Source organism: Burkholderia sp. SIMBA_051, assembly GCF_046534915.1.
In the GTDB taxonomy this organism is placed as follows: Bacteria; Pseudomonadota; Gammaproteobacteria; order Burkholderiales; family Burkholderiaceae; genus Burkholderia; species Burkholderia ambifaria.
Map to the genome: position 1 here is coordinate 179,644 of NZ_JAWRXS010000002.1, position 25,515 is coordinate 205,158.

Genomic DNA, 25,515 nt, shown 5'->3' on the forward strand with positions numbered 1-25,515 from the left:
GACTCGGCGGCCTCAGGACTCGACGTCCTCGAGACTGAAGATTTCGGTCTGATCGTTGTACGAGAAGATCTCGCCGTAACGGCCCCAGTCGATCACCGCGTCGAGCGTTTCCTCGGCCGCGCCGTCCGACAGAAAATCCTCCAGCTCCTGCTCGAAGCGCACGCGCGGCGCACGATGGCCCGGGCGCTCGTTCAGCACCTTCTTGATCCGCGCGGCGAGCGGCACATGCTTGAGCAGGTGATCCGCGAACATCAGCTTGCGCTCCTGCGTGCCGAATTCCGCGAACACGCGCCCCGGCGGCGTCAGGAACACGTCCCCTTCCCGCACGTCGGCGAAACCGAGGTACTGCAGCACTTCGGCGATCGGGAACAGGTCGTCCACTTCCAGATGCAGCGTGCGCGCGATTTCCGGCATGTCCGCGCGGCCGTGGTACGGCGCCATCGCGAGCGTCTCGATCAGGCCGGCCATCAGGTTGGTCGACACCTGCGGCAGCCAGCTGCCGAGCTCCAGCCCCTTTTTCGTCGCCTCGCCGGTCTGGCGCGCGGTCATCTTCGCGTAGATGTCGTCGACCAGCTTGCGGAAGGCCGGGTCGAGACGGTTGCGCGGATGCTTGAACGGCACCTTGATCTCGGCGATCACGCGGCCCGGGTTCGACGACAGCACGAGGATCCGGTCGCACATGAACACCGCTTCCTCGATGTTGTGCGTGACGATCAGCACCGACTTGATCGGCATCCGGCCTTGGGTCCACAGGTCCAGCAGGTCGGTACGCAGCGTTTCGGCCGTCAGCACGTCGAGCGCCGAAAACGGCTCGTCCATCAACAGGATCGTCGGATCGACGACGAGCGCGCGCGCGAAACCGACGCGCTGGCGCATGCCGCCCGACAACTCGCGCGGATACGCATTCTCGAAGCCGTCGAGACCGATCAGGTCGATCGCGGCGAGCGCGCGTTCGCGGCGCTCGCGCGCGCCGACGCCGAGCGCTTCCAGCCCGGCTTCCACGTTCTGCAGCACGGTCAACCACGGGAACAGCGCGAAGGTCTGGAACACCATCGCGACGCCTTCGGCCGGGCCGCGCAGCGGCTTGCCGAGATAGGTCACTTCACCGCCGGTCGGCTCGATCAGCCCGGCGATGATCCGCAGCAGCGTCGACTTGCCCGAGCCCGAACGGCCGAGCAGCCCGACGATCTCGCCTTCGCGCAGCGACAGGTTCGCATCGTCGAGCACGAGCAGTTCGCCCTGCGTCTTGTTGAAGCCGCGGCAGACGTGATCGACACGCAGGATTTCCTCGCCGAGGCGCGGCGGCTGGGACGTCTGGACGGGGGCGTTTACAGCATTCGGATTGTGCATCGCGTTTCGCTCTCAATCGGTCTCAGTCGAGCCGCAGCTTCGCTTCGGCGAAGGCATACAGCGGGCGCCACAGCAGGCGGTTGAACAGGGTAACGAACAGGGACATCACGGCGATGCCCAGGATGATCTTCGGAAAGTCGCCGGCGGCGGTGGTCTGCGCGATATACGCGCCGAGGCCGTGCGCCTCGATCTTGGTCGTGCCCCACTGCACCGCTTCCGACACGATGCTCGCGTTCCACGCGCCGCCCGACGCGGTGATCGCGCCGGTCACGTAGTACGGGAAAATGCCGGGCAGGATCGCCTGGCGCCACCACTGCCAGCCGCGGATCCGGAAGTTCGTCGCCGCTTCGCGATAGTCGTTCGGATAGGACGTCGCGCCGGCGATCACGTTGAACAGGATATACCACTGCGTGCCGAGCACGATCAGCGGCGACAGCCAGATGTCGGGGTTCAGGTGGAAGCGCGCGATCACGATCACGAACACCGGGAACAGCAGGTTCGCCGGGAACGCGGCGAGGAACTGCGCGAGCGGCTGCAGCTTCTCCGCCAGCCGCGGACGCAGCCCGATCAGCACGCCGATCGGCACCCAGATCACGGACGCGATCGTGATCAGCACGACCACGCGCAGCAGCGTGATGAGCCCGAGCACCAGCACGTGGCCGACGTCGGCCATCGTCACGCCGGTCGCGACGAAGCTGACGACGCGCCACACGATATAGGCCGTGCAGATCAGCACGAAACCCGACCACGCGATGTCGACCGTGCGCGACGCCTTCTTCTCGACTTTCGGCAGCGTGAAGCGCATCGCGCCCGACAGCGGCAGGCGCAGCGGAATCCGCGCGGCCTTCGCGAAGAACCAGCCGGCCGGCACCAGCAGCTGATGGATCAGGCGCGTGCGGCGCACGAGGTCGAGCAGCCACGATTGCGGCGCATCGCCCGACGCGGTGTTCTCCATCCGGAACTTGTCGGCCCACGCGATCAGCGGGCGGAACAGGAACTGGTCGTACGCGAGGATCACGACGGTCATCGTGAGGATGACCCAGCCGATCGCGCCGAAGTTCTTGTCCGAGATCGCCTGCGCGAGATACGCGCCGATCCCCGGCAGCGTGATCGTCTGGTTGCCGACGGTGATCGCCTCCGACGCGACGACGAAGAACCAGCCGCCCGACATCGACATCATCATGTTCCAGATCAGCCCGGGCATCGAGAACGGCACCTCAAGCTTCCAGAAGCGCTGCCACGACGTCAGGTGGAAGCCGCGCGACACTTCGTCGAGATCGCGCGGGACCGTGCGCAGCGACTGGTAGAAGCTGAACGTCATGTTCCACGCCTGGCTCGTGAAGATCGCGAAGATCGCCGCGAGCTCCGCGCCGAGCACGCGGCTCGGGAACAGCGCGAGGAAGAACGTGACCGTAAAGGAGATGAAGCCGAGCACCGGCACCGACTGCAGGATGTCGAGGATCGGAATCAGCACCATCCCCGCGCGGCGGCTTTTCGCGGCGAGCGTGCCGTAGATCAGCGTGAACGCGAGCGACGCGACCATCGCGGCGAGCATCCGCAGCGTCGTGCGCAACGCGTATTCAGGCAGATTCGACGGATCGAGCGAGATCTTCTGCGTCTGAAGGGTCCCGATCGGCGCCATCGTTTCATGAAAGCCGACGACCGCCATCGCGATCAGGCAGATGATCAGCGGGAATGCGATGAAGTCCCACCGGTTCGGCAGAACGCGCCACGCGGACGCGTTGGCGGTCCGGTTCGGATTGAAGAATCCGACGTCCATCAGGCGCCCTCCCCGGTAAGGCCGAACGAAGCCGGCAGACGATGTTGATTCATGGCAAAGCGCACGGGCGCGGTAATTCGACGCGGTAATTCGATGGATTCACGATCTCACGCCGGCGCGACGCGCCGTGCGTGCAAGCTGCGCCCCGGCGCGGCAAGCGGCCGCGACGGCACGACACTACACCAACCTGTATTTCAGGTACAACCGTCCGGGGCCAGTGTGGCGCCGCGCGACGCGTGGGCGGTGCGTGGATCGTGCCCGGCGCGCGGGCGGACGGCGGGCGCGCGGGGCGGTGCAGCCCGGCCGCAGTCGTGCGGCCGGCGTGCAGGCCCCGAATTATGCCGTGATCCGGGCCGGCCGGGAACCCGCCAGCCGCACACGGGCGCAAACCATGCCGGACGTCATCGGACGATCGCGGCGAAGCAGGTATGATCGGGGCTAGCCCCCAGGGTGTGCCGACCCGCGGCCCCGGGGATTGACCGACCAGCTGGAGGAAGGGAATGGCAGGAAATTTGGTGATCGTCTGCCGCGATCAGGACGCCGAGGCGTTCTACGAGCTGATGCAGGAATACGGGTCGTTCCAGACCCGGCTGTCGTCGACGGCGTGGTACCTGAACATGAACGTCGTGCCCGAATCACTGCAGGAGGAAATCCTGGAGCGCCTCGGCCGCTATACGACCGTCTATATCTTCGAGGCCACGAGCGTGACCTACAACACCATCGACAGCAACGCCGCCGAGACGCTCGGCTCGCTGTTCGGCGAATGATGCCGCGCGGCGCCTGCCCGGCAGGCGCCGCTTCTCACGCAGCCTGTGCGTGAAGTTCGTCCTTCGGCACCGCGTCGAACGGGAACGTCATCGCCACGCGCAGGCCGCCCTCCGGACGGTTGCCGATCTCGCACGTCCCGCCCAGCCTCAGCACGAGCCGCTCGACGATCGCGAGCCCCAGCCCGCTGTGGCCGTTCCCGCCGCGCGCGGGGTCGAGCCGGACGAACGGCCGCGTCGCCGCCGCCAGGTCGCGCGGCGCAATCCCGCCGCCGCTGTCGCTGACCGACAGTACATAACCGGTCGGCGTGCGCGCCGTCTCGACCAGCACCGGCGGCGCGCCGTACGCATGTGCATTGTCCAGCAGGTTCGACAGGATCCGATCGAGCGTCGCGGTCGGCAGGCGGAAGCCCGCGTCGGCCGTGAGACGCGTCTGGACCGGCGGCGCGTTCGGTGCGACCGCGCGATAGCTGCGCGCGATCCGCTCGCAGGTCTGGTCGACCGGCACGGGCTCGCTGCGGTCCGCCCCGCCATGCGCGAACGCGAGGAACTGATCAACGATGTGCGACATCGAGTCGACATCGCGCACGACGCCGTCGCGCAGCCGCGCGTCGTCCATCATTTCGGCGCGCAGCCGCATCCGCGCGAGCGGCGTGCGCAGGTCGTGCGCGACGCCGGCCAGCATCACCGCGCGGTCGCTGTCGGCCTGCGACACCTGTTCCACCATCTGGTTGAAGCCGCGCGTGAGTTGGCGCAGCTCGCGCGGGCCGCGCTCGCGCAGCGGCGGCACCGGCTGGCCGCGGCCGAAGCGCGCGACCGCGCGCGCCAGCGAGCGCAGCGGCTGCTGCAGCTGCCAGGCCGCGAACAGCGCGGCGATCACGCCGGCCGAGAAGATCGTGCCGAGCCACAGCAGCATCCGGTCGAGCGAGCGCGGCGGCCGCAGCGGCTGCACCGGCACCACGATCCAGTTAGGGTCGGTCGGCTCCTTGACCCACAGCACCGGCGGATGACCGGGCGCGCCGACCTCGACCTGGGTGCCGTGCGGCATCCGCTCGCTCACGTCGTCGCGAAAGCGCTTGAGCGGCGCCGGCAGGTTCGTGTCGGCCACCTTCGGCACGTCCGGACTGTCCGGCGCCACGAGCCGCACGCGCGACGGCAGCGGCTGATCGGGCGTGCGCTCGACGTGCTGGCGCACCGCGTCGACGAGAAACGCGGCCTCCTCGACCGCGTAGCGCGTCTGCATCTGGTTGCGCTCGATGCGCATCGCGAAGAACCACGCGAAGTGCGACAGGAGCAGCACGCCGATGACCAGCAGCGCGAGCCGCCCGAACAGTGAATCAATGGGCTTGCGCATGGGCCTCGCCGTCGGGCACGAACACGTAGCCGCGCCCGCGGACCGTCTGGATGAAGCGCGGCGCGGACGGATCCGTTTCCAGGATGCGGCGCAGGCGCCATACCTGGACGTCGATGCCGCGGTCGGTGCCGTCGTACTCGGGCCCGTGCAGCAGCTCGAGCAGCCGCTCGCGCGTGAGCGTGCGCAGCGCATGGTTCACGAAGATCTTCAGCAGCGCGAATTCGCTGCTCGACAGCGTCGCCGGCTTGCCGTCGACCGACAGCGTGCGCGCCTGGAAGTCGAGCACGAAGCGGCCGAACGCGAACGGCTCGCGCTGCTCGGGGGCCGCGGCCGACGGCGTCGCGCGGCGGCGGCGCAGCACGGCCTGCACGCGCGCGAGCAGCTCGCGCGGGTTGAACGGCTTGCCGAGATAGTCGTCCGCGCCGAGTTCGAGCCCGACGATGCGGTCGACGTCGTCCGCGCGCGCGGTCAGCATGATCACGGGGATGTCGTCGCCGGCCGCGCGCAACTGGCGCAGCGCGGTCAGGCCGTCCACGCCCGGCATCATCAGGTCCAGCACGATCAGGTCGGGCCGCTCGCGCTCGAGGCGCTTCTCGAGCGTCGCCGCGTCGTGCAGCACGGACACTTCCATCCCCTGGCGCACGAGATAGTCGCGCAGCAGGTCTCGGAGTTCTTGGTCGTCGTCGACGATGAGGATCTGGGTAGTCATGGCTTGAAGTTTACCGCGCGAGTGCGGCATCGAAGAACGAAACAAAGGGACGAAAGGGTTACTGCGGGTTACGGCGCAAGGGAACTGTAATGCGCCGTAACCCGCCGGCCACCCCGCGTAACACCGGCCGGGACCCGCGCCGCTAACCTGCGTCTTACCGGATGCGGACACGAATCACCGCGACCCGCATCGCCGGACCTTTGATACAAGGAGTTTCTGAAATGTATAAGAAGACTTCCCGCGTGGCCATCGCGGCCGCCACCGTGCTCGCTCTCGCATTCGGCACCGCGCATGCCGCGCAACCCAACGACATGCCGCCGCCGGGCGGCCCCGGCATGCACCAGATGCACGGCGGCCATGACGGCGGCCCGTTCGGCGTGATCATGAAGCTGCACGACCAGCTGAAGCTCAATGCGTCGCAGGAACAGCAGTGGCAGACGGCCGTCAACACGATGAAGCAGAACCATGAGGCAATGCGCAAGAGCCACGAGCAGATGCGCGAGCAATTCAAGGCGCAGCAGAACCAGCCGATCCTCGACCTGAACGCGATGCACGCCGCCCGCCAGCAGGCCGAGCAGCAGAATGCGCAACTGCGCGAGCAGAGCTCGGCCGCGTGGCTCGCGTTCTACAACGGGCTGAACGACCAGCAGAAGACCACCGTCAGCACGGCGCTCAAGCAGCAGTTCGCACGGATGGAGCAGCGCCACGAGACGATGAAGGAACGCTGGCAGCAGCACCGCGCGGCCAAGGGCGCGTCGGCGCCGGCGCAGTAAGCCGGCAGGCCGCCTTCCGCGCGGCACCGCGGGGGACGCGGGCGCTCAGCGCCGCGTCCCCCGTTTCATTTCAGGCGATGTCGAACAGCAGCACCTCGGCCGCCCGGCCGCGGGCGAACGCGACCGTGTCCACGCCCGCGATCCGCGCGCCGTCGCCCTCGGCCAGCGCGTGGCCGTTGACCTCCACGTCGCCGCGCGCCACGTGCACGTAGGTGCTGCGCCCGGCCGGCACGCCGAAAGCCGTCTCCTCGTCGCCGTCGATCAGCCCCGCGTAGATCCGCGCGTCCGCACGGACCGACAATGCGCCGTCGTCGCCGTCGGGCGACGCGACGAGCCGCAGCCGGCCGCGCTTCTCGTCGTCGGCGAAGCGCCGCTGCGCATAGCCGGGCCGCCCGCCCCGCTCGGCCGGCTGCAGCCAGATCTGCAGCAGATGCAGCGGCCGGTCGCACCACGCATTGGTTTCGCTGTGCACGAGCCCCGTGCCGGCGCTCATCCGCTGGATGCCGCCGGCGCGCACGATCGCACCGTTGCCGAGGCTGTCGCGATGCGCGAGCGCGCCGTCCAGCACGTAGGTGACGATCTCGAGGTCACGGCGCGGCTGCATTCCGAAGCCGCGCGTGGGGGCGATCCGGTCCTCGCTCAGCAAGCGCAGCGCGCCGAACGGCGGATGCGTGGCCCCGGCGTGGCCGGCGAGCGGGAAGCTGCTGCTCGATTCGAGCCAGCCTTGACGCGTGTGGCAACGGTCGGCGGCGCGGCGGATCTGGAACATGGGGGTACTCCGGCAGGCGGCGATTCTTTTGCGGGTTTACCTGTACTGTAGGCGCGCCCCCATCCGGCCACAATCCGCCGCCCGCGCACCGCATCGTTGCGCTCACGAACCCAATGGGCGCAATACTCGTTGCAAATACCACGATTGTCGCAACAGCCGATTCGAAGAATCGATCGGTCGCGCCGGATTGCCGTTTTCCGGATATCGCGTTCGGGTAAAATACCGCCCTTTTGGCGTTCGCCCGTCCGGCGAGCGCCGTTGCCAGCGCGCCGAAACACGAATTTTGGCCGTCTAGAATACGCCGCGGCGCCCGGCCCGACCGGCCGCGAGCGCCCCCCGGAAGTGAGCGACAAAAGGATGGAAATGAAGAAGGCCGCCCTGTGCGCCGCCCTCGCCCTCGTGGCGAGCGGCGCCTTCGCGAAGGAGTGGAAGACCGTGCGGATCGGTGTCGATGCCAGCTACCCGCCGTTCGAGTCGACCGCGCCGAGCGGCGAGATCGTCGGTTTCGACGTCGATCTCACCAAGGAAATCTGCAAGCGGATCAACGTGAAGTGCGTGTGGGTCGCGCAGGATCTCGACGGGATCATCCCCGCGCTGAAGGCGAAGAAGTACGACGTCATCGTGTCGTCGCTGACCGTCACGGACAAGCGCCGCGAGCAGATCGACTTCTCCGACAAGGTGTACGACGCACCGGCACGCATGATCGCGAAGGCCGGCTCGCCGCTGCTGCCGACGGTCGCGTCGCTCAAGGGCAAGCACGTCGGCGTCGAGCAGGGCTCGACGCAGGAAACCTACGCGAAGGCGTACTGGGAACCGCAGGGCGTGACGGTCATTCCTTACCAGAACCAGGACCAGGTCTATGCCGATCTCGGCTCGGGCCGCCTCGACGCGACGCTGCAGGATGAACTGCAGGCCGACTACGGCTTCCTGCGCACGCCGCGCGGCAAGGGCTTCGCGTTCGCCGGGCCGGAAGTGAAGGATCCGAAGACGATCGGCGACGGCACCGCGATCGGCCTGCGCAAGGAAGACACGGACCTGAAGCTCAGGATCAACAAGGCGTTGGCCGACATGCACAAGGACGGCACGTACGACCGGCTGTCGCACAAGTATTTCTCGTTCAGCGTCTGCTCGGCTCGCTGAGCGCCGACAATGACGGGAAGCGGATGCGGGGGCGGCCCCGCGTCCGGCGGTACAGGCAGTCAACCACGCGCCGCCCGCCCCCTTGCCCGCCGCTCGCGCGACGGGCGGGCCCGGCACCGTTGCCGGGGCGGACGGTCATGATACGCACGGGGCGTTCCGCGCAGCTTGGCGGGCGCGTATTTCGCGGCGCTCCGCATGCGCCCTCAGGGACCACACCAGGGACCACTCTATGTTTCTACAAGGTTACGGCCCGCTGATCCTCGCAGGCACCTGGCAAACCGTCAAACTGGCGGTGCTGTCGCTCGCGTTGTCGTTCCTGCTGGGCCTGCTCGGCGCGGGCGCGAAGCTGTCGCGCAACCGCGTGACGAACGGCATCGGCACCGTCTACACGACGCTGATCCGCGGCGTACCCGACCTCGTGCTGATGCTGCTGCTGTTCTACAGCCTGCAGATCTGGCTGAACTCCGCGACCGACGCGCTCGGCTGGGACCAGATCGACATCGACCCGTTCCTCGCCGGCGTGCTCGTGCTCGGCTTCATCTACGGCGCGTACTTCACCGAGACCTTCCGCGGCGCGTTCCTGTCGGTGCCGCGCGGGCAGCTCGAGGCCGGCAGCGCATACGGGATGACCAGCTGGCAGGTGTTCGCGCGAATCATGTTCCCGCAGATGATGCGCTTCGCGCTGCCCGGCATCGGCAACAACTGGCAGGTGCTCGTGAAGTCGACCGCGCTGGTGTCGATCATCGGCCTCGCGGACGTCGTCAAGGCGTCGCAGGACGCCGGCAAGGGCACGCTGCGGTTCTTCTTCTTCACGCTGATCGCCGGTGCCGTCTACCTCGCCATCACGACGATCTCGAACTTCGTGCTGATGTGGCTCGAAAAGCGCTACTCGACCGGTGTCCGCAAGGCTGACCTATGATCGAACTCATCCAAGAATACTGGCGCAACTACCTCTATACCGACGGCTTCCGGATCACCGGCGTCGCGATCACGCTGTGGCTGCTCGTCGTGTCGATCGGCCTGGGCTTCTGCCTGTCGGTGCCGCTCGCGGTGGCCCGCGTGTCGAAGAAGAAGTGGCTGTCGGGCGCCGTGTGGCTCTATACGTACGTGTTCCGCGGCACGCCGCTCTACGTGCAGCTGCTGCTCTGCTACACCGGCCTCTACAGCCTGCAGTTCATACGCGGCACGCCGCTGCTCGATTCGTTCTTCCGCGACGGGATGCGCTGCACGCTGCTCGCGTTCACGCTGAACACCTGCGCGTATACCACCGAGATCTTCGCGGGCGCGATCAAGGCGACCTCGTACGGCGAGATCGAAGCCGCGCGCGCATACGGGATGTCAACCTTCACGATGTATCGCCGCGTGATCCTGCCGTCCGCGCTGCGCCGCGCGCTGCCGCTCTACAGCAACGAAGTGATACTGATGCTGCACGCGACCACCGTCGCGTTCACCGCGACCGTGCCGGACATCCTGAAGATCGCCCGCGACGTGAACTCGGCGACCTACATGTCGTTCCACGCATTCGGCATCGCCGCGCTGCTCTATCTCGTGATCTCGTTCATGCTCGTGTGGCTGTTCCGCCAAGCCGAGCGTCGCTGGCTCGCGTATCTGCGCCCGCAAGGCAAGTAAGTTTTCGCAGGACTATATGAATTCCCAGACTCAGAAGCTTTTCGTCGACGATCTGCACAAGCGGTACGGCGACAACGAGGTGCTCAAGGGCGTATCGCTGAAGGCGAACTCGGGCGACGTGATCAGCGTGATCGGCTCGTCCGGCTCCGGCAAGAGCACGATGCTGCGCTGTATCAACTTCCTCGAACAGCCGAACGCGGGCCGCATCGTCGTCGACGGCGAGGAAGTGCGCACCACCGCCGACAAGACGGGCGCGCTGCGCGCGGCCGATTCGAAGCAGCTGCAACGCGTGCGCACCAAGCTGTCGATGGTGTTCCAGCACTTCAATCTCTGGTCGCACATGAACGTGATCGAGAACGTGATGGAAGCGCCCGTCAACGTGCTCGGCATCCCGAAGAAGGAAGCCGAGGATCGCGCCCGCACGTATCTCGAGAAGGTCGGCCTCGCGCCGCGCGTCGAGAAGCAGTATCCGTCGCACCTGTCGGGCGGCCAGCAGCAGCGCGTCGCGATCGCGCGCGCGCTCGCGATGCATCCGGACGTGATGCTGTTCGACGAGCCGACGTCGGCGCTCGACCCGGAACTCGTCGGCGAAGTGCTGAAGGTGATGCAGAAGCTCGCCGAGGAAGGCCGCACGATGATCGTCGTCACGCACGAGATGGGCTTCGCGCGCAACGTGTCGAATCACGTGATGTTCCTGCATCAGGGGCGCGTCGAGGAAGAAGGCGTGCCGTCCGAGGTGTTCGCGAATCCAAAGAGCGAACGCCTGCGCGGGTTCCTGTCGGGCAGCCTCAAGTAACGCGCACTGCGCGGTACGACACACGAGCGGGCGCCAGGCGGCGCCCGTTTCGCGTTTACGCGGCGTCCACCGGCGCGCCGTCCGCGAACGCGCGCAGCGCATCGCCCGCGAGCCGGTAGCGCACCCATTCGCTCTGCGGCGCCGCGCCGACGCTTTCGTAGAAGCGGATCGCCGGCTCGTTCCAGTCGAGCACGCTCCACTCGAACCGCCCGCAGCCGGTATCCACGGCGATGCGCGCGAGCGCCTTCAGCAGCCGCAGCCCGGCGCCCGCGCCGCGAAAGCGCGGCGATACGTACAGATCCTCGAGATACAGCCCCTGGCGGCCGAGCCACGTCGAATACGAGAAGAAATACACGGCGAAGCCGGCCGGCTCGCCGTCGACCTCGCAGATCAGTGCACGCGCGGGCGAGCCTTCGCCGAACAGGCTGCGCTCGAGCGACGCGGGCGTCGCGACCACTTCATGCTCCGCCTTCTCGTAGACGGCCAGCTCGGTGATGAAGCGCAGGATTTGCGGGACGTCGGCGACGGTGGCACAGCGGATGTCGATTTGCACGGCGGGGAGCCCTCCTTCGGCCCGGACGGGAAACGGAATGCGGCGCCGCCCGCGCACATGCGCGTGGCGGCGGTCGGATCCACATGCTACGTTCCCGTCTCAACTGCAGGAAGTGCAGTTTCTTCATCCGGACATGAACATGATGCATCCCGATCTGCGCCGTCTCGACCTGAACCTGCTGCTCGCGTTCGACGCGCTGTACCGCCACCGGTCGGTGGCGGCGGCCGCGCACGAACTGGCGATGAGCCCGTCCGCGCTCAGTCACGCGCTCTCGCGGCTGCGCGACGCGATCGGCGACGCGCTGTTCGTGCGGCTCGGCAACGAGATGCAGCCGACCGTGCGCGCCGACGACATCGCCACCTGGGCCGGCGACGCGCTCGACACGATGTCGAAAGGGCTCGCCCGCGCGCGCCGCTTCGATCCCGCGCAAAGCGACCGCACGTTCGTGTTCGCCGCAAGCGACTACACGGCGTTCGCCGTGCTGCCGGCCTTGCTCGCGCGCATCGAGCGGGTCGCGCCGCGGCTGCGGATCCGCGTCGTCCATTCCGAGCGCAAGATTTCGATCGACGAGCTCGCGGCCGGCCGCATCGATTTCGCGCTCGGCTATCACGAGGAGTCGGCCGCCGACTCGCCGGGCATCGAGGATTTCGACTGGTTCTCGGACGACTACGTGGTGATCGCGAGCGCCGCGCATCCGGACATCCGTCGGCGGCTGACGCTGGACCAGTATCTCGCGGCACGCCACGTGGTCGTCACGCCGTGGAACGAGTCGCGCGGCGTCGTCGACTACGTGCTCGACCGGCTCGGCCTCGCACGGAAGGTCGCCGTGCAGCTGCCGAGTGTGCTGGCCGCACCGTTCGCGATCGCGGAATCGACGCTGCTGATGACGGTGCCGAACCGCGCCGCGCAAGCGCTGCGCCACGCGGCGCCGATCCGCATCTTCCCCGCGCCGTTCGAGATCCCGCGCTATACGGTGAAGGTCTACTCGCACGCGAAGCACGCACGCACCGACGCGCACCGATGGATCCGCGCGCAATTGCTCGATGCGCGACCCGCGCAGGGTTGAGCCGGGCGCGCTTGTCCGGCGGTCGATGGCCCCAGTGTCAGAGCCATTGCAGAGGCGGCCCGGCGCCGTTGGGCCATGCCGAATTTATTACGAAATACTTACCAATTTCGCCGCTCCGACGCTTACGCCCGCGCCTCTGCAACGTCAATAGTGGCAATCCTTGACCCCACACCGCCGAATCCGTGTCTTCCTTGCCGGACAAGGGTTTACGGCAACCGGCGCGCGTCCGCGCGACCGCCGCGCACTCTGTTGCATGGCAAATTGGCGACACGTGTTAGTCAAACAACGATTTCGGTCGCCACAAAATTGTATTTTTGCTAAATTAGTAACCAAAGTAGCAAAACGAAGTTCGTGAAATGTAGTTTAGCTTCACGACACAACAAGGAGACCCCGCAAGCCGACCCGGCCGCGCGGGACCGCTCAACGGTTTTTCCGTCCGCTTGCCCGCGTGCCGCGCTTACCGGCCTGCACGAGGTCTCCCTGGTTATCCCGCTTTTCGCTTTTGCCCGACGCTCGCCGCGCCGGGCATCTCGTGCAGTCTGGGTTGACTTTTTGACAGGGTATGGAGGAGATGATGAAGAAAGCTTTGGTCGCGGCCGCGCTGATGGCTGCTGGGGTGGTTACGGCGCACGCGCAGAGCAGCGTCACGCTGTACGGTCGCCTGGATGCCGGCCTTGAGTACCTGAACGGCCTGCAGAACGGCCACCAAGTGCGCGCGGAAAGCGGCGACTGGGGCACGAGCCTGTGGGGCTTGAAAGGCAGCGAGGACATCGGCGGCGGCAACAAGGTCCTGTTCCACCTCGAAGGCGCGTTCAACACGATGAACGGCGGGCTCGGCACGAGCGGCTCGATCTGGGATCGTTTCGCGACCGTCGGCATCTCCAACGACCGCTACGGTACGCTGCTGCTGGGTCGCGAACTCGCGATCGCGAACGGCGTGTGGGACTTCGATCCGCTGGGCCAGTCGAGCTGGTCGTCGGCATCGCTCGTGCGCGGCCGCAACTGGAACAAGACCAGCAACAACGTGTCGTACCAGTCGCCGCAGTTCTACGGCCTCGACTTCTACGGCCAGTTCGCGTTCTCGAACTCGACCAGCTTCAACGGCAACACGACGGCCGGTCAGCCGGGCCGTGCGGCCGGTGCGCAGGTCACGTACACGAACTCGCTGTTCCAGGTGCGCGGCATCTACGACGAAACGCGCGACAGCAACGGCCGCTTCTCCGACGTGTTCAACTACTCGCGTGAATACTTCGCGGGCCTGAACGTGTTCCTCGGCCAGTTCAAGCTGCAAGCGGCTTATCAGTCGTCGCACGCGGACGGCAGCGGCGGCCCGGCCGTCAACAACGGCATCACCGGCACCCAGCAGGTCTGGGGCGGCGTGACGTGGCAGGCCACGCCGGCGGCCGCGCTGATCGCAGCCGTGTACCACGTGAATGCGAACCACGGCGGCGGCAACGCGAACATCTACACGGTCGGCGGTTCGTACAACATCTCGAAGCGCACGCTGTTCGACGTGCAGGTCGCGACGGTGCGCAACAGCTCGACGGCCAACTTCGGCCTGAACGCGAACGGTGCGGGCACCGCCGTATCGACGGGCAACCCGCATCCGGGCGGCAGCCAGACCGGCGTCTACGCCGGCATCCAGCACCTGTTCTGATCAGGCGCCGTCCAGAGAACGATTCGACAACACTTTCCACGCTGCTGCGAGAGGCGCGTATCGGTGCGGTACCCACCCGGGTATCGCACCGTTTTTTATTGGTGGACCGGAATCGTGCGATCCGCGGGCCGATCGACCTGATTGGCCGAATGCAGCGCTCAGACCGCCGCTTCGTTCTCTTCGCCGGTGCGGATGCGGATCACGCGCTCGACGTCCGACACGAAGATCTTGCCGTCGCCGATCTTGCCCGTGCGCGCCGCGCCGATCACCGCGTCGATCACCTGGTCGACCTGCGCTTCCGCGACGACCACCTCGATCTTCATCTTCGGCAGGAAGTCGACGACGTATTCGGCACCGCGATACAGCTCGGTGTGACCCTTCTGGCGGCCGAAGCCCTTCACTTCCGTCACGGTCAGCCCCGTGAGGCCGACTTCGGCGAGCGCTTCGCGGACTTCGTCCAGCTTGAACGGCTTGATGATGGCGGTGATGCGTTTCATGATGGTTGTCCCTCAATGCTCGTTTGGATGCACAATCGCGATCCCGATTGTAAGCCGGCCGGCCGCGTGCGGCCCAGCGGCGCTCAGTCGAGACGCTCGGTAAAGCGTGACGTGATCGGATAGCGCCAGTCGCGCCCGAATGCGCGATGCGTGACGCGAATGCCGATCGGCGCCTGGCGGCGCTTGTATTCGTTGATCTTGATGAGCCGCGTCACGCGTGCGACGTCGGCCTCCGCATAACCGGCCGCGACGATCTCCGCGAGCGGACGGTCTTCCTCCATGTACATCCGCATGATCGCGTCGAGCACGTCGTACGGCGGCAGGCTGTCCTGGTCCGTCTGGTTCTCGCGCAACTCGGCCGACGGCGCGCGCGTGAGGATCCGCTCGGGGATCACGTCGCGCTGCCCGTAGTCGGCGCTCGCGTTGCGATAGCGGCACAGCCGGTAGACCAGCGTTTTCGCGATGTCCTTGATCACCGCGAAGCCGCCGGCCATGTCGCCGTACAGCGTGCAGTAGCCGACCGCCATCTCGCTCTTGTTGCCGGTCGTCAGCACGATCGAGCCGAACTTGTTCGACAGCGCCATCAGCAGCGTGCCGCGGATGCGCGCCTGGATGTTCTCTTCCGTCGCGTCCTCCGCGCGGCCCGCGAATTCGTCCGCGAGCGCCGCCCGGAACGCGTCGAACATCGGCGCGATCGCGATCTCGTCGTAGCGCACGCCGACGCGCCGCGCCATCTCCGCCGCGTCGGTGGTCGAGATGTCGGCCGTGTAGCGCGACGGCATCATCACCGCGCGCACGCGCTCGGGGCCGAGCGCGTCGCATGCGACCGCGAGCACCAGCGCGGAATCGACGCCGCCCGACAGCCCGATCAGCACGCCGGGAAAGCCGTTCTTGCCGATGTAGTCGCGCACGCCGGTCACGAGCGCGCGATAGACCTGCGCGTCGACCGGCAGCGCGGGGGCGATCGCGCCGGGCAGCGGGTGGGCGCCGTCGAATTCGACGATCGCGTGCCCTTCGTCGAACTGCGCCATCTTCGCGACGAGCGCGCCCTGCGCGTCGAGCACGAACGAGCCGCCGTCGAACACGAGTTCGTCCTGGCCGCCGACGAGGTTCACGTACACCATCGGCAGCCCGGTCTCGCGAATGCGCGCGCGCAGGATGTCGATGCGCAGCGCGTCCTTGTTCATGTGGTACGGCGAACCGTTCGGGATCAGCAGCACCTGCGCGCCGGCGGCCTTCGCGATCTGCGCGGCCGACGCATGCCATGCGTCCTCGCAGATGATCACGCCGAACTTGACGCCGTTCAGCTCGAACACGAGCGGTTCGGCGTCGGTCGCGAAATAGCGCCTCTCGTCGAACACGTCGGCGTTCGGCAGATCCTGCTTGCGGTAGGTGCCGGCGATCTCGCCGCCGACGATCAGCGACACCGCGTTGTAGGTGTCGGCCGGCGGCACGCCGCGCTCGATCGGGCGGTTTGCATTACCATCGACGGCTGGCGCGCGTGCATCGTCGCCAAGCCCCCTGCCCGGACCCCGCAACGGATGACCGACCAGCACCGCGAGCCCGTCGAACGGACGCAGCGCGTCGGCGAGCGTGTCGAGCGCGGCAGCGGCCGCCGCGTAGAACGCGGGCCGCAGCAGCAGGTCTTCCGGCGGATAGCCGGACAGCGCGAGTTCGGGTGCGACCATCAGTTGCGCACCATCGTTGTGCGCGGCGCGGGCGGCCGCGACGATCCGCGCGACGTTGCCGGCGAAATCGCCGACGGTGACGTTGATCTGGGCGAGAGCGAGTCGGGTCTTCATGACGGGATCGGCGCAGCCCGGCGGCGCGCCCTGAACGGCTGACGAAATCGTCCCGGACGCGGGCCATCGCGGCACGCATCCGGCGGCATCCAACAGTACGGATTCACGCTTGAAACACGAACGCATCGATTATCGCACGGGCATCCTGTCGTCCCCCGCGGAAGTGCCGGCCGACGAATGGAACGCGCTGCTCGAACGCGACGCGCAGCCGACGCCGTTCCTGCGCCACGAATTCCTCGACGCGCTGCACGTCGCGCGCTGCGCGGTCGACGACACCGGCTGGTCGCCGCACTTCGTCACGCTGACCGATCCACGCACGGGGCGGCTGGCGGCCGCCGCGCCCGTCTATGCGAAGCAGCATTCGTACGGCGAATACGTGTTCGACTGGGCATGGGCCGACGCGTACCAGCGCAACGGCCTGTCCTACTACCCGAAGCTGCTGTGCGCGGTGCCGTTCACGCCCGTGCAGGGCACGCGCCTGCTCGCGGCCGACGACGACGCACGCCGCCGGCTCGCGGCCACGCTGCTCGCGTTCGCCGAGCAGAGCGACGTGTCGTCGCTGCACGTGCTGTTCCCCACCGGCGACGAAGCGCGGCTGCTCGAATCGCTGGGGATGATGCTGCGCGAAGGCGTGCAGTTCCACTGGCTCAACGACGGCTACCGCGACTTCGACGACTTCCTCGGCACGCTCGAGCAGAAGAAGCGCAAGAACATCCGCGCCGAACGGCGCAAGGTGCGCGAGGCGGGCGTCACGTTCCGGCGTCTGACCGGCGATCGGATCACCGATGCCGACTGGCGCTTCTTCTCGCGCTGCTACCGGCAGACCTACCGCGAACACTACTCGAGCCCGTACCTGAATCTCGACTTCTTCCGCGCGATCGGCGCGACGATGCCGGAGAACCTGCTGCTCGTGATCGCCGAAGCCGATGGCCGCCCGATCGCGAGCTCGCTCGCCGTCTACCGGCGCGGCGCGAACGGCGGCGGCACGCTGTATGGCCGCTACTGGGGCGCGCTCGAGCAGGTGCCCTGTCTGCATTTCGAAACGGCGTACTACCAGCTGCTCGAATTCTGCATCGAGGCCGGGCTCGACACGTTCGAGGGCGGCGCGCAGGGCGAGCACAAGCTCGCGCGCGGCTTCCTGCCGACCGTCACGCATTCCGCGCACTGGCTCGCGCATCCGGCGTTCTCCGATGCGGTCGCGCATTTTCTCGCACGCGAGACCGAGCATATCCATGCGTACGTCGACGAACTTCGCGAACACGATCCGTTCAGGCACCGCACCGGCTAGCGTCATCCGGCATACCGGCATGCGGCGAGGCCGCGCATGGCCTCGCCGCATGCCGCACGACCGCGGCCGGCTCAGTGCGCGGCGAGCGTCACCGTCTGCGACAGCGCCTGCGGGTCACGCGACGACGCGGCCGCCGACAGCCCGTAGCTGCCCGCGCCGATCCGCCATGCGTGCGCATTCGCATCCCACACCGCGAAGCGCTGCGCCGGCACCGCGACACTGACCGTGCGCGCCTCGCCCGGCTGCAGCGCGACCCGGGTCCAGCCGACGAGCCGCTTCGGCGGCTCGCCGAGCGACGCGGGCAGCGCTGCGTAGATTTGCACCGTGTGCGTACCGGCACGCGTGCCCGTGTTCGTCACCGTCACGCCGACCGTCACGTTGCCCGCTGCGTCCGCCCGCGCCGACATCGCCGACAACGCATACGTCGTGTACGACAACCCGTAGCCGAACGGAAACAGCGGCTCGATCGCCTTCGCGTCGAACCAGCGATAGCCGTACGCGAGCCCTTCGGCATAGACGTTCTGCGTATTCGACGGGTCGATCGTCGGCTGCGGCAGGTCGGCCTCCTGCTTCGGGAACGTCAACGGCAGCCGGCCCGACGGATTCGCGTCGCCGAACAGCAGGTCGGCGATCGCCTGGCCGCCCTGTGCGCCCGGGTACCATGCGTCGAGCACGCCGTGCACGTTGGCAAGCCACGGCATCAGCACGGGGCTGCCGTTCTCGAGCACGACGATCACACGCTTCGCCTTCGCGGCGACCGCGGCGATCAGCGCGTTCTGGTCGTATTGCTGGTTGTACGGGTCGGCCTTCGCATCGGGCAGCGACAGGCTCGCGAGGTCGAGGCCTTCGGTCTGCCACTGCGTGGCGAACACGATCGCGACATCGGCCTGCGCGGCCGCGGTGGCCGCCGCGTTCGCGTCGGTCCCGTCGAGATAGCTGACTGACGCGTTCGGCGCCTTCGCGCGGATCGCCGCGAGCGGCGCGGACTTGTACCAGGTCGCGCACCCGCCAAACAGCATGTCGGCCGGTTGCTGACAGGACGTCACCGCGTTGCCGTCGATCGCCGGCACCGCACCCGAGCCGCCGCCCGACAGCACGCCCGCATCCGCGTGCCCGCCGATCACGACGACCGACTTGAGCGTGCCGGCGGCCAGCGGCAGCACCGGCTGCGTGTCGCCCGGCGCGGCCGCGTTCTTCAGCAGCACCGCCGCTTGCCGGGCGATCGCGAGCGCGTCGGCATTGCCGGCGGCTTCGTCGATCGCGCCGCCCGGCTTCGGCGGCGCGTCCATCACGCCGATGCGGATCAGCGTGCGCAGCTTGCGCTGCACCATGTCGTTCAGCCGCGCGGCCGACACGCTGCCGGCCTGCAGCGCCGCGCGCAGCTTCGAATTGAAGTACGAGCCGAGCGGCGCGTTGCCGTCGTCGGCCGCGCCGGGCTGTTCCTCGTCGAGTCCGGCCTGCACGGCCGCGACCGTCGAATGCGTCGCGCCCCAGTCCGACTGCACGACGCCCTTGAAGCCCCACTCGTTCTTCAGCACGGTCGTCAGCAGATACGGGTTCTCGCACGCATACACGCCGTTCAGCTTGTTGTACGAGCACATCACGTTGCCCGGCTGGCCGTCCTTCACGCCGATCTCGAACGCGAGCAGTTCGGCCTCGCGCATGGTCCGCTCGTCGACGACCGAATCGACCGTCATCCGGTTGGTTTCCTGGTCGTTGAACGCGAAATGCTTGATCGTCGCGATCACCTTCCGCGCCTGCGTGGCCTGCGTGCGCGCGGCGCTCAGCGTGCCCGCGAGTACCGGATCCTCGCCCATGTATTCGAAGGTGCGGCCGTTGCGCGGCTCGCGCGCGAGGTTCACGCCGCCGCCGAGCCCTTCCGCGAACCCGAGCGCGCGCAATTCGAGCGCGATGCGCGCGCCGTAGGTGCCCGCGAGCGCCGGATCCCAGGTCGCCGCAAGCGCGACCGGCGCGGGCAGCGCGGTCACGCGCGCATTCTTCACGTTCACGCCACCCGCCGAATCGGCGCTGCTGAGCGCCGGAATGCCGAGCCGCGGCACGCCCGGGATGTAGCTTGCGCCGTTCAGCGCGTCGGCCGGAAACGGGCCGCCGAAGTTGAGCGCGGGCATGCCGGTCCCGTGCACGAGCTGCAGTTTCTCGTCGGTCGTCAGTTGCGCGACGAGTGCGGCCGCGCGCTGGTCGGCCGCCGCGTCGGGGTCGGCCGGCGCATGGATGTCGTCGCCGCCGCATGACGCGAGCAGCATCGTGAGCGCACTTGCGGACGCAATCGTCGAACACCGGAACAGCGAAGTTTTCATTGATCCTCCAGAATCGATCTGTTGTACTGGTCGCCAAACTCCAGCGTCGAGTCTAAAAATCGACCGGTCACCACGCTTGACCGGCAGGAGCATGCGTTGACCTCTCGCAGCGGGGACAAACCCGAACGGCATGACGACAGGGGGCAGACATGGAGTTGAGACAGAAATCGGTATCCGTACGGATCTACCGCTGGCTGTGCGAGGACGCGCGCGCAAACGGCATCGATCCCGCCGCGCTTTACGAGACGCTCGGCATCGGGCCGGCCGAGCTCGCCGACGACACGCGCCGCATCGCTGGTGACCGGCACGTGGCCGCGATGCAGCTGACGAGCGGCTGGCCGCTGTCGTGGCATCGCCCGCCACCGCAGGTCGTGCCCTGGCTCGTGCCGTTTCCCGAGCTCGCGGGCGTCACGTGCAACGCGGCGACGCTGCGCGGCGCGCTGCACGGCTACCTGCGCTATCGCGAGCTGATCGGCAACGTCGACTGGGTCTTCGCACACGAGAGAGGCGACGCGATCGCGCTCGAGTACGTGAACGAAGGAGACGGCCGGCACGCGGGCAGCGCGTTCGTCAATCTCGCGATCCTCGCGGCGCTTGCGCGCCTGTACGATCCGCACGTGCGCATCGACGACGCCGAATTCGCCGGCCGCGCGTTCGCGCCCGTTGCCGCGCTGCGCGACATGCTCGGCGCACCGGTGGCGTTCGAGGCCGCGCACAACCGCATCGTGCTGCGCTCCGCGCACTTCGACACGCCGTTCGAGCGCTACAACGCGCCGCTCGCCGGCATCCAGCGTCATGCGGCCGACGCCGCGCGCGAGCGCGTGCGCGCATGCTCGACGTTCGGCGCGTCGGTCGAACAATGCGTGCGCGACTGGCTGCGCACCTCCGACGATACCGACGTGCCGACCGATACGCTGATGCAGCACGTGTGCACGCGCTTCGCGATGTCGCGCTGGACGCTGCGCCGGCGGCTCAATCGCGAAGCGGTCGGTTTCCATGCGCTCGTCGCGCAGGCGCGGCTCGGCGAGGCGCGCGACCTGCTGCTCAATACGCAGTTGCCGATCGGCGAGATCGGCGTGCGCGTCGGCTTCCGATCGACGAGCGCATTCACGCGCTTCTTCACGCGCGAACTCGGCGCGGCGCCGAGCCGCTTTCGCGACGGGCACGGCGACCGGTGGCGTTGACGCAGGCTTTTTCTGAGACACTGGCGGCTTCGCATCCCGCCGCCCTGCCATGTCCTGGTTTCTGTATCTGATCGAATGCGCGGACGACAGCGTCTACACGGGCATCACGACCGATGTCGCCGCGCGCTTCGACGAACACGCGTCCGGCAAGGGCGCGCGCTATACACGCTCGCGCAAGCCGCGCGCGGTGCTCGCGGCGTTTCCTCTGCCCGACCGGTCCAGCGCGTCGCGCGCCGAATACTGGGTGAAGCGGCTCACACCCGCGAAAAAGCGCGAGTTGGCGGCCGGCTTGCGCACGCTCGAATCGGTGTTGCCGGCGGTGGTGGCGCTCGACGAGCGCAACGATGCCGCCGGGCCGAAGGCGATGGTGCGCGGGCCGAAGAAGGGGCGCGCGAAAGACCTCGACGATGCGGCCAACGCGGCTGATACCGAACCGGTTGCCGGGAAAAAGGCGAAGGCCGGGAAAGTCGCCGGGCCTGCAACGGCCGCGAAGACGGTGAAGACAGTGGAGACGGCGAAGCCTGCGAAAGGCAAGCAAGCGTCGAAGTCGACGCCATCGAACCCGGCCGCACCGGACGCGAAACGGGCGAAAGCCGACGGCGACGCCGCCGCAAAAAAGACGTCGTTGCGTGGTACGCCGGTAAAGAAGGCCGGCCCGCCTCCAGCCGCGTCGCCAAAAAGGAAGGCATCGGCCGCCGTCGGCAAACCGGCAGCGAACGCACGCGAAGACGCCGCTTGCGCACCGATGCGGCGCCGTCCATCGACCACGCGACCCGCCGAAGCGACCCAGGCGGCCACGTCACCCGCTGCCCCGCCCCGCACGAAACGCACGAAGCAGGCACCGGCCACCCCACGCCCGCAGGCGTCCGCGCCCGGCCGCCGGAAAACCGTGCGCACAAAACAAAACCGCGCGGCCTCCTGAGGAGACACGCGCGGTTTGCGTTCCGAACGAACCGGCGCGAAGCCGGCCAACGGGCTTACTTCTTGTAGTTCGCGGCGCCGTCGGTGATTTCCTTGTGCGCGGCGTCGATGCCGGCCCAGCCTTCGACCTTCACCCACTTGCCCTTCTCGAGCGCCTTGTACTGCTCGAAGAAGTGCTTGATCTGATCCTTCAGGTACTCGGGCACGTCGTCGATCGACTTCAGGTTCGCCGTCATCGGGCAGACCTTGTCGTGCGGCACGGCGACCAGCTTCGCGTCGACGCCCGACTCGTCGGTCATCTGCAGCATGCCGAGCACGCGCGAACGCACGATCGAGCCGGCCAGCAGCGGGAACGGCGTGATCACCAGCACGTCGACCGGATCGCCGTCGCCCGACAGCGTCTGCGGGATGTAGCCGTAGTTCACCGGGTAACGCATGCCGGTACCGATGAAGCGGTCGACGACGAGGAGACCCAGTTCCTTGTCCGCCTCGTACTTCACCGGATCGCTTTGCGCGGGGATCTCGATGATCACGTTGAAATCGTGCGGCAGGTCCTTGCCGGCCGGAACATGATTAAAGCTCATAGCGCTCTCTGTTGGTCGATGGAATTCGGGACAGGGGCGCCGCGGGCGCTGCACCGCCGCGGGCGTCCCCGCAGGGAATGCGCCATTATAGCCAATCGACCGGTGGCGTCCGGATGACGATCGGCGCGATAATCGTTCCGGATGTCCGGCCACCGAACCACGGGCGACGTCGTCCGTCGCCGCGAAGCATCGGACCCGAGGAGCAGGCATGGAAGAAGCGAAGCACTTCATCGCGGGCGAATGGACGTTGCCCGCGCAGCTGGAGACCATCCCGGTCGTCGATCCCTCCGACGGCCAGCCGTTCGCGACGATCGCGCGCGGCACCGCACCCGACATCGAGCGCGCGGTCGCCGCGGCCCGCGAAGCGTTCGTGGGCCCGTGGGGCGCGGCGAGCGCCGCCGAGCGCGGCCGCGTGCTGATGCGGCTGTCGGCGCGCGTCGCCGACCATCTCGAGGAACTCGCGACGATCGAGGCGCGCGACACCGGCAAGCCGCTGAAGCAGGCGCGTGCCGATGCCGCCGCGCTCGTGCGCTATTTCGAGTTCTACGCGGGCGCCGCCGACAAGCTGCACGGCGAGACCCTCCCCTATCAGGCCGGCTATACGGTGCTGACCGTGCGCGAACCGCACGGTGTCACCGGCCACATCGTGCCGTGGAACTACCCGATGCAGATCTTCGGGCGCAGCGTCGGCGCGGCGCTCGCGGCCGGCAACGCGTGCGTCGTGAAGCCGGCCGAGGATGCGTGCCTGTCGGTGCTGCGCGTCGCCGAGCTGGCCGCCGAAGCCGGGCTACCGGCCGGTGCGCTCAACATCGTCACCGGCTACGGCCACGAGGCGGGCGCCGCGCTCGCGCGCCACCCGGGCATCGACCACATCTCGTTCACCGGCTCGCCCGCGACCGGCAAGCTGGTCACGCAGATGGCCGCCGAGAACCACGTGCCCGTCACGCTCGAGCTCGGCGGCAAGTCGCCGCAGATCGTGTTCGCCGACGCCGATCTCGAAGCGGCGCTGCCCGTGCTCGTGTCGGCGATCGTGCAGAACGGTGGGCAGACCTGCTCGGCCGGCAGCCGCGTGCTGATCGAGCACGCGGTGTACGAGCCGCTCGTCGATCGGCTCGCCACCGCATTCAACGCGCTGCGGGTCGGCCCGAGCCGCGCGGATCTCGACTGCGGCCCGCTGATCAACGCGAAGCAGCAGCAGCGCGTGTGGGATTTCCTCTCCGACGCGCAGCATGACGGCATTCCGATGGCAGGGCACGGCCAGGTCGTCGCCGATGCGCCCGAAAGCGGCTTCTACCAGGCCCCCGCGCTGCTGCGCGACGTGCCCGCGTCGCACCGGCTCGCGCAGGAGGAAGTGTTCGGCCCGGTGCTCGCCGCAATGCGTTTCGTCGACGAGGAGGAAGCAGTCGCACTCGCGAACGGCACGCCGTACGGCCTCGTCGCAGGCATCTGGACCCGCGACGGCGCGCGCCAGCTGCGTCTCGCGCGGCGCCTGCGCGCCGGTCAGGTGTTCGTCAACAACTACGGTGCGGGCGGCGGCGTCGAACTGCCGTTCGGCGGCGTCGGCCACTCGGGCCACGGCCGCGAGAAAGGCTTCGAGGCGCTGTATGGCTTCACCGCACTGAAGACGATCGCGATCCGGCACGGCTGAACCCGCAGCACGCGGCCGGCAACGACCGGCCGCGCACCGACACACCACGCACGCATCCAACAGAGGAGACACACCATGCGGTTGAGCGGCAAGACGGCCATCGTCACGGGCGGCGGCTCGGGCTTCGGCGAGGGCATCGCGAAGACCTATGCGCGCGAAGGCGCGAATGTCGTCGTCAACGACCTGAACGGCGCGGCGGCAGAGCGCGTCGCAAGCGAGATCGCGCTGGCGGGCGGCAAGGCGATCGCGGTCGCGGGCGACGTGTCCAAAGACGCCGACTGGCGCGCGCTGCTGCAGGCCGCGCTCGACGATTTCCATTCGGTGCAGATCGTCGTGAACAACGCCGGCACCACGCACCGCAACAAGCCGGTGCTCGACGTGACGGAAGCCGAGTTCGATCGCGTGTACGCCGTCAACATGAAGAGCCTGTTCTGGAGCGTACAGACCCTGGTGCCGTATTTCCGCGCGCAGGGCGGCGGCGTGTTCGTGAACGTCGCATCGACGGCCGGCGTGCGGCCGCGCCCGGGCCTCGTCTGGTACAACAGCACGAAGGGCGCGATGATCACCGCGAGCAAGTCGCTCGCGGCCGAGCTTGGCGCCGACCGCATCCGCGTGAACTGCATCAACCCGGTGCTCGGCGAGACGGGCCTGATGACCGAGTTCATGGGCTGCGAGGACACGCCGGAGAATCGCCGCCGGTTCCTCGCGACGATTCCGCTCGGCCGCTTCTCGACGCCGCAGGACATCGCGAACGCGGCTCTGTACCTGGCATCCGACGAAGCCGAGTTCATCACCGGCGTCTGTCTCGAAGTCGACGGCGGGCGCTGCATCTAGCCGCACGACCGCGATTGCGCCGCGCCGGCATCGCCGGCCGGATCCACGCAGGGTGCATCGACGCATCGGCATTGCTTCGCAACACACCGGATCGGGCGC

General features: G+C 68.0%; 23 protein-coding genes. 13 read left to right on the top strand and 10 right to left on the bottom strand.

The genetic code is table 11. From position 1 onward, the window contains the following. Positions 1-12: 12 nt before the first annotated feature. Positions 13-1,350 carry an AAA-associated domain-containing protein gene (locus SB771_RS04810; protein WP_006755837.1) on the bottom strand — a complete coding sequence of 446 codons (1,338 nt, stop codon included), beginning with the start codon at positions 1,348-1,350 and terminating at the stop codon, positions 13-15. A gap of 22 nt (positions 1,351-1,372) precedes the next feature. Then, positions 1,373-3,130: an ABC transporter permease gene (locus tag SB771_RS04815; RefSeq protein ID WP_011657618.1), complete on the bottom strand. Its 1,758-nt coding sequence runs from the start codon at positions 3,128-3,130 to the stop codon at positions 1,373-1,375. A gap of 500 nt (positions 3,131-3,630) precedes the next feature. Here SB771_RS04815 and SB771_RS04820 point away from each other — a divergent pair, with 500 nt between their 5' ends. Further along, a complete protein-coding gene (locus SB771_RS04820; protein ID WP_011657619.1) occupies positions 3,631-3,897 on the top strand; it encodes a hypothetical protein in 267 nt (88 codons plus the stop codon). Between the two features lie 34 nt (positions 3,898-3,931). On the opposite strand, the gene SB771_RS04825 is transcribed toward SB771_RS04820, so the two are convergent. Both SB771_RS04825 and SB771_RS04830 read right to left on the bottom strand, forming a co-directional pair. Next, positions 3,932-5,248 carry an ATP-binding protein gene (locus SB771_RS04825; RefSeq protein WP_175656474.1) on the bottom strand — a complete coding sequence of 439 codons (1,317 nt, stop codon included), beginning with the start codon at positions 5,246-5,248 and terminating at the stop codon, positions 3,932-3,934. After that, the gene (locus SB771_RS04830; protein ID WP_012364426.1) at positions 5,232-5,957 is read right to left on the bottom strand and encodes a response regulator; all 726 of its coding nucleotides are present in this window, start codon (positions 5,955-5,957) and stop codon (positions 5,232-5,234) included. The genes SB771_RS04825 and SB771_RS04830 overlap by 17 nt, the downstream gene beginning before the upstream one ends. Before the next feature lie 221 nt (positions 5,958-6,178). Here SB771_RS04830 and SB771_RS04835 point away from each other — a divergent pair, with 221 nt between their 5' ends. Next, a complete protein-coding gene (locus SB771_RS04835; RefSeq protein WP_006755679.1) occupies positions 6,179-6,730 on the top strand; it encodes a Spy/CpxP family protein refolding chaperone in 552 nt (183 codons plus the stop codon). Between the two features lie 70 nt (positions 6,731-6,800). Here the strand turns inward: SB771_RS04835 and SB771_RS04840 are convergent, their stop codons facing one another. Then, positions 6,801-7,499: a pirin family protein gene (locus tag SB771_RS04840; protein WP_175660236.1), complete on the bottom strand. Its 699-nt coding sequence runs from the start codon at positions 7,497-7,499 to the stop codon at positions 6,801-6,803. Between the two features lie 363 nt (positions 7,500-7,862). Between SB771_RS04840 and SB771_RS04845 the strand changes: the two genes are divergently transcribed. From SB771_RS04845 to SB771_RS04860, 4 genes are all read left to right on the top strand, one after another. Then, a complete protein-coding gene (locus SB771_RS04845; RefSeq protein WP_175660237.1) occupies positions 7,863-8,639 on the top strand; it encodes an ABC transporter substrate-binding protein in 777 nt (258 codons plus the stop codon). Positions 8,640-8,868: 229 nt separating this feature from the next. Next, positions 8,869-9,558 (top strand): ABC transporter permease, encoded by a 690-nt coding sequence (locus tag SB771_RS04850; RefSeq protein WP_006755688.1) that lies wholly within the window; start codon positions 8,869-8,871, stop codon positions 9,556-9,558. After that, on the top strand, positions 9,555-10,268 hold the full coding sequence (locus SB771_RS04855; protein WP_175660238.1) for an ABC transporter permease: 714 nt from the start codon (positions 9,555-9,557) through the stop codon (positions 10,266-10,268). Before SB771_RS04850 ends, SB771_RS04855 begins: the two co-directional genes overlap by 4 nt. A gap of 16 nt (positions 10,269-10,284) precedes the next feature. After that, positions 10,285-11,064, top strand: coding sequence for an ABC transporter ATP-binding protein (locus tag SB771_RS04860; RefSeq protein WP_011657624.1), 780 nt, complete (start codon positions 10,285-10,287; stop codon positions 11,062-11,064). A gap of 55 nt (positions 11,065-11,119) precedes the next feature. Here the strand turns inward: SB771_RS04860 and SB771_RS04865 are convergent, their stop codons facing one another. Further along, positions 11,120-11,617 (bottom strand): GNAT family N-acetyltransferase, encoded by a 498-nt coding sequence (locus SB771_RS04865; RefSeq protein WP_011657625.1) that lies wholly within the window; start codon positions 11,615-11,617, stop codon positions 11,120-11,122. Between the two features lie 139 nt (positions 11,618-11,756). Here SB771_RS04865 and SB771_RS04870 point away from each other — a divergent pair, with 139 nt between their 5' ends. Continuing rightward, positions 11,757-12,683, top strand: coding sequence for a LysR family transcriptional regulator (locus SB771_RS04870; RefSeq protein WP_175660239.1), 927 nt, complete (start codon positions 11,757-11,759; stop codon positions 12,681-12,683). A 571-nt stretch (positions 12,684-13,254) separates the two neighbouring features. After that, the gene (locus SB771_RS04875; protein ID WP_175660240.1) at positions 13,255-14,340 is read left to right on the top strand and encodes a porin; all 1,086 of its coding nucleotides are present in this window, start codon (positions 13,255-13,257) and stop codon (positions 14,338-14,340) included. A 158-nt stretch (positions 14,341-14,498) separates the two neighbouring features. On the opposite strand, the gene SB771_RS04880 is transcribed toward SB771_RS04875, so the two are convergent. Next, positions 14,499-14,837 carry a P-II family nitrogen regulator gene (locus tag SB771_RS04880; protein ID WP_006398637.1) on the bottom strand — a complete coding sequence of 113 codons (339 nt, stop codon included), beginning with the start codon at positions 14,835-14,837 and terminating at the stop codon, positions 14,499-14,501. A gap of 83 nt (positions 14,838-14,920) precedes the next feature. Then, positions 14,921-16,639 (bottom strand): NAD+ synthase, encoded by a 1,719-nt coding sequence (locus SB771_RS04885; RefSeq protein WP_175660241.1) that lies wholly within the window; start codon positions 16,637-16,639, stop codon positions 14,921-14,923. A 109-nt stretch (positions 16,640-16,748) separates the two neighbouring features. On the opposite strand from SB771_RS04885, the gene SB771_RS04890 reads away from it, so the two are divergent. After that, positions 16,749-17,927 carry a GNAT family N-acetyltransferase gene (locus SB771_RS04890; RefSeq protein ID WP_175660242.1) on the top strand — a complete coding sequence of 393 codons (1,179 nt, stop codon included), beginning with the start codon at positions 16,749-16,751 and terminating at the stop codon, positions 17,925-17,927. A gap of 71 nt (positions 17,928-17,998) precedes the next feature. Here the strand turns inward: SB771_RS04890 and SB771_RS04895 are convergent, their stop codons facing one another. Continuing rightward, positions 17,999-20,245 carry a glycoside hydrolase family 3 C-terminal domain-containing protein gene (locus SB771_RS04895; RefSeq protein ID WP_175660243.1) on the bottom strand — a complete coding sequence of 749 codons (2,247 nt, stop codon included), beginning with the start codon at positions 20,243-20,245 and terminating at the stop codon, positions 17,999-18,001. Between the two features lie 149 nt (positions 20,246-20,394). On the opposite strand from SB771_RS04895, the gene SB771_RS04900 reads away from it, so the two are divergent. Then, a complete protein-coding gene (locus tag SB771_RS04900; protein ID WP_175660244.1) occupies positions 20,395-21,429 on the top strand; it encodes a helix-turn-helix transcriptional regulator in 1,035 nt (344 codons plus the stop codon). Positions 21,430-21,478: 49 nt separating this feature from the next. After that, positions 21,479-22,351 carry a GIY-YIG nuclease family protein gene (locus tag SB771_RS04905; RefSeq protein WP_175660245.1) on the top strand — a complete coding sequence of 291 codons (873 nt, stop codon included), beginning with the start codon at positions 21,479-21,481 and terminating at the stop codon, positions 22,349-22,351. A 55-nt stretch (positions 22,352-22,406) separates the two neighbouring features. Here the strand turns inward: SB771_RS04905 and ppa are convergent, their stop codons facing one another. Continuing rightward, positions 22,407-22,934: an inorganic diphosphatase gene (gene ppa, locus SB771_RS04910; RefSeq protein ID WP_006753432.1), complete on the bottom strand. Its 528-nt coding sequence runs from the start codon at positions 22,932-22,934 to the stop codon at positions 22,407-22,409. Between the two features lie 208 nt (positions 22,935-23,142). On the opposite strand from ppa, the gene SB771_RS04915 reads away from it, so the two are divergent. Continuing rightward, positions 23,143-24,582, top strand: coding sequence for an aldehyde dehydrogenase family protein (locus SB771_RS04915; RefSeq protein ID WP_175660246.1), 1,440 nt, complete (start codon positions 23,143-23,145; stop codon positions 24,580-24,582). A 75-nt stretch (positions 24,583-24,657) separates the two neighbouring features. Continuing rightward, complete coding sequence (locus SB771_RS04920; protein WP_165751848.1) at positions 24,658-25,416, top strand: SDR family oxidoreductase; 759 nt, start codon at positions 24,658-24,660, stop codon at positions 25,414-25,416. Positions 25,417-25,515: the final 99 nt, after the last annotated feature.